The 3,581-nt window shown below is 72.2% G+C and carries 5 protein-coding genes; all 5 read left to right on the top strand.

Going from position 1 to position 3,581, the window contains the following annotated elements:
• The first annotated feature begins 13 nt into the window (after nt 1-13).
• Entirely contained in the window at nt 14-1,261 is a 1,248-nt protein-coding gene (locus VFN12_RS03135) for a CpaF family protein (protein ID WP_325117121.1), read from the top strand.
• Nucleotides 1,261-2,115, top strand: coding sequence for a type II secretion system F family protein (locus VFN12_RS03130; protein ID WP_325117120.1), 855 nt, complete (start codon nt 1,261-1,263; stop codon nt 2,113-2,115). Before VFN12_RS03135 ends, VFN12_RS03130 begins: the two co-directional genes overlap by 1 nt.
• On the top strand, nt 2,112-3,056 hold the full coding sequence (locus VFN12_RS03125) for a type II secretion system F family protein (RefSeq protein ID WP_325117119.1): 945 nt from the start codon (nt 2,112-2,114) through the stop codon (nt 3,054-3,056). The genes VFN12_RS03130 and VFN12_RS03125 overlap by 4 nt, the downstream gene beginning before the upstream one ends.
• A gap of 29 nt (nt 3,057-3,085) precedes the next feature.
• Nucleotides 3,086-3,283, top strand: a complete 198-nt coding sequence (locus tag VFN12_RS03120; protein ID WP_325117118.1) for a hypothetical protein — start codon at nt 3,086-3,088, stop codon at nt 3,281-3,283.
• A gap of 2 nt (nt 3,284-3,285) precedes the next feature.
• Nucleotides 3,286-3,581: TadE family protein (locus VFN12_RS03115; RefSeq protein WP_325117117.1), on the top strand; the 296-nt coding region annotated here is incomplete at its 3' end.

The following is a 3,581-nucleotide window of genomic DNA, read 5'->3' as shown; positions in this document are numbered from 1 at the left end:
GACAGGGATCTGCATGACGCTCACCGACGCCCACGCTGAGCTGGTCGACCAGCTGGATCAGCATGTCCGTGAGCTGGTCCGCCGCCAGGGCGTCGACCCGCAGCGCGACGCCACGGTGGTGCGCCGGATCGCCGAGGACGTCGTCCGCGACCACGACGAGCGCAGCCTCACCGGAGCCGTCACCCCGGTCCCCAACCCGGAGTCGGTCGTCGGCGAGCTGGTCGCCCGGGTGTCCGGCTTCGGGCCGCTGCAGCCCTTCCTCGACGACCCGGCCGTCGAGGAGATCTGGATCAACGACCCGAGCCGGGTGTTCATCGCCCGCAACGGACGCCACGAGCTGACCAACCTGATGCTCACCCCCGCGCAGGTGCAGGAGCTGGTCGAGCGGATGCTCAAGTCCAGCGGTCGCCGGATCGACATCAGCCGGCCGTTCGTCGACGCGATGCTCCCCGAGGGGCATCGACTGCACGTCGTCCTCGAGGGCATCAGCCGCGGCTTCAGCGCCGTGAACATCCGCAAGTTCGTCCTCCGGGCCACCCGCCTGGAGGGCCTCGTGGAGCTCGGCAGCATGCCTGCGCCCGCGGCGGCGTTCCTCGAGGCGTCGGTCCGCGCGGGCCTCAACATCCTCGTGGCCGGGGGAACCCAGGCCGGCAAGACGACCATGTTGAACTGCCTGGCGGCTGCGATCCCGGGCGGGGAGCGGATCGTCTCGGCGGAGGAGGTCTTCGAGCTGAGGTTCCCGCACCCCGACTGGGTCGCCATGCAGACCCGGCAGTCCGGGCTCGAGGGGACGGGCGAGATCACGCTCCGCGACCTGGTCAAGGAGAGCCTCCGGATGCGTCCGAGCCGGGTGATCGTGGGGGAGGTCCGGGCGGAGGAGTGCATGGACCTCCTGCTGGCGCTCAACGCGGGCCTGCCCGGCATGTGCACCATCCACGCCAACAGTGCGCGCGAGGCCCTGGTCAAGATGTGCACGCTTCCGCTGCTCGCGGGAGAGAACATCTCTGCCCGCTTCGTCGTCCCGACGGTCGCCGCCTCCGTCGACCTCGTGGTCCACCTCGGCATCGACCAGCACGGCGTACGACGCGTCAACGAGATCGTCGGGGTGCCGGGACGGGTGGAGAACGACATCATCGAGGCAGAGCCGATCTTCGAGCGCACCACCGGCGAGCTGCGCCGTACGGGCGGGATGCCCCCTCGCGTCGAGCTCTTCGAGCGTCAGGGCCTCGACGTCCACCGGATCCTCAACGAGGGCAGCTGATGGGCGCGCTCGTCGGGCTGGGCGTGGGTGTCGGGCTCATGCTCGTCTGGTCGGCGTTCTTCGTGCCGCGCACCCCGCGGGTGCGGACCCGATCGGTCGGCCGGCTGCGTGAGCTCCTCGACCGGGCAGGGCTCGGGCAGGTGTCGACGACCGGCTTCGTGATCCTGTGCCTGGTGCTCGCGATCGGTGCGGCGCTGGTGATCCAGCTGGTGTCGGGGACGCCTCCGGTGGCGGTCGCGTTCGGTGCGATGGGTGGCTACCTGCCGGTCGCGATGGTCGCCGGACGGGCGCGACGCCGGCTCCGCGAGTTCGCCGAGGTGTGGCCGGAGGCCGTCGACAACCTGGCGTCCGCGGTGCGAGCCGGGCTCTCGCTCCCGGACGCGCTGGCAGGGCTGGGCACGCGCGGCCCCGTACCGCTGCGCGAGGCGTTCGACCAGTTCGCCCTCGACTACCAGGTGAGTGGCCGCTTCGGCGAGTGCCTGGACCGCCTCAAGGCGAGGCTGGCCGACCCCACCGGCGACCGGGTGGTCGAGGGCCTCCGCGTCGCCCGCGAGGTCGGCGGCGGAGAGCTGGGCCGCCTGCTGCGCAACCTGTCGGGATATCTCCGCGACGACGCGCGCACCCGCTCCGAGATGGAGGCCCGACAGGCCTGGACCGTCAACGGCGCCCGCCTGGCCGTCGCCGCCCCGTGGCTGGTCCTGCTCTTCATGTCGTTCCAGTCCGAGGTGATCCGCCGCTACGCCTCACCCGCCGGGGTCGTGGTGCTCGCGATGGGAGCGGTCTCCTGCTTCGTCGCCTACCGGCTGATGATGCGGATCGGTCGCCTTCCCATCGAGCGGCGGATCCTCTCGTGAGCCCCCTGACCCTGTGGGGTGCCGTCCTCGGCGCGGTCGCCGCGTCCGGGCTGGTGCTGGTCGTGGCCCGGATCCGGGTCATCCGGCGCCCACAGCTGTCGCTGCGCGTGCTGCCCTACGTCCGCGACCTGCCGCAGGTGGGGCGCACGCCCACGCTCAAGGTCGTCTCGTCCTCCCCGACCGCCGCCGCGGCCGGTGTGTTCGGACCACTCCTGCGGTCGATGGCCGACGGCGTCGAGCGGGTGCTCGGCGGGTCTGCCTCCGTACGTCGGCGACTCGAACGCGCCGCGATCGAGCAGACGGTGCACGAGTTCCGGGTCGAGCAGGTGCTCTGGGGACTGGCCGGGTTCGCCCTCGCTGCGGCGTACGGCGTGATCAGCGCGGCGACCGGCTCGGGCGGCACCCTCTCGTCCCTTCTGCTCTGCTTCGTCGGGTTCGCCCTCGGCGTCATCGGCCGCGACAGCCACCTCTCCGGCCAGGTCAGCACCCGCGAGCGCCGGATCCTGGCCGAGTTCCCCACCATCGCCGAGCTGCTCGCCCTGGCCGTGGCTGCCGGCGAGAGCCCGGTCGCGGCGCTCGATCGCGTGTGCCGGCGCAGCGGTGGCGAGCTGTCCCGCGACCTGGCCGGCGTGCTCGCCTCCGTCCGCACCGGCGAACCCGTCGGCGCGGCCTTCGACGCGTGGGCCGCGACCACCGGGCTGCCGCTGGTCGCTCGGTTCGCCCAGGGAATCGCCGTCGCCCTCGAGCGCGGCACGCCCCTGGCCGACGTGCTGCACGCCCAGGCTGCCGACGTCCGCGAGGCGGGGCGGCGCGAGCTGATCGAGATCGCCGCCCGCAAGGAGGTCTTCATGATGGTGCCGGTCGTGTTCCTGATCCTGCCGGTCACCGTGTTCTTCGCCTTCTGGCCCGGCGTCGTCGGCCTCAACCTCACGACGCCATGACCACCACTCCACGAGAACGGGGACACCAGATGCATCATCCCATCGCGACGATCGCCCGCCGGTACGCCGTCCCGGCCGCTCCTCGGGTCCGTGACGACCGCGGCGACGTACCCGGCTGGGTGCTGGTCACCGTGATGACCGCCGGATTGGTCGCGGTCATCTGGGGCGTGGCGGACGATCAGCTGATCGACCTGCTGCGCAGCGCACTGAACTCCGTGCGCAACTGACCATGCCCGCCGTCCGGCGACCGCCCGCGAGGCCACCGGTCGAGCGCGGCTCCGCGGTGGTCGACTTCGTGCTGGTGCTGCTGGTGATCACCCCGCTGTTCCTGGGCATCCTCCAGGTCGCGCTCGTGCTGATGGTGCGCAACACCCTGGCCTCGGCGGCCTCCGAAGGCGCGCGCTACGCCGCCACGCTCGACCGGGGACCGGAGGACGGGGTGGCCCGGACGCGCCAGCAGGTGGACCGGGCGATCGCCGGACGCTTTGCCCGTGACGTCGAGGCGGACACGGTGCTGGTCGACGG

The sequence above is a fragment of the Nocardioides sp. genome, assembly GCF_035703625.1.
Taxonomy (GTDB): Bacteria; Actinomycetota; Actinomycetes; order Propionibacteriales; family Nocardioidaceae; genus Nocardioides.
This window is presented reverse-complemented; position numbering and strand designations above follow the sequence as displayed.

Bases quoted from the DNA above. Each gene is read 5' to 3' on its own strand.
- VFN12_RS03135 (WP_325117121.1), top strand. From the start codon at position 14: ATGACGCTCACCGACGCCCACGCTGAGCTGGTCGACCAGCTGGATCAG.
- VFN12_RS03130 (WP_325117120.1), top strand. From the start codon at position 1,261: ATGGGCGCGCTCGTCGGGCTGGGCGTGGGTGTCGGGCTCATGCTCGTC.
- VFN12_RS03120 (WP_325117118.1), top strand. From the start codon at position 3,086: ATGCATCATCCCATCGCGACGATCGCCCGCCGGTACGCCGTCCCGGCC.